Origin of the sequence: Bacteroides sp. MSK.20.82 (assembly GCF_019052485.1) — a bacterium.
In the GTDB taxonomy this organism is placed as follows: Bacteria; Bacteroidota; Bacteroidia; order Bacteroidales; family Bacteroidaceae; genus Bacteroides; species Bacteroides thetaiotaomicron.
Genome location: NZ_JAHQUN010000157.1, coordinates 1 through 342 on the forward strand (window position 1 = coordinate 1; position 342 = coordinate 342).

Consider the following 342-nt stretch of genomic DNA (forward strand, 5'->3'; position numbering starts at 1 on the left):
TGACCAGCCGTGAGGAACGTCTTTCCGATCTGGTGAATAAAGCGGGTGGTCCTACCAGTCTTGCCTATCTTCGTGGTGCGAAATTGACCCGTGTGGCAAGTGCGGGTGAGAAGAAACGTATGGGTGACGTGATTCGCCTGATGAGCAGACAATTGGGTGAGGCCATGATTGACTCTTTGGGTATTGGTGTTGAGGATACCTTTACGGTAGGTATTGATTTGGAGAAGGCTTTGACTAATCCTAAGGGTAGTGCCGACCTTGTCCTACGTGAAGGTGATGTGGTCTTTATACCTAAGAATACTAATACTGTAACTATCAATGGTGCTGTCATGGTTCCGAATA

Annotated in this window: 1 pseudogene; it reads left to right on the top strand. The window is 47.4% G+C overall.

The features are described 5' to 3' along the window. Nucleotides 1–342: pseudogene (locus KTR07_RS28895) on the top strand (capsule biosynthesis protein); the annotation flags it as partial.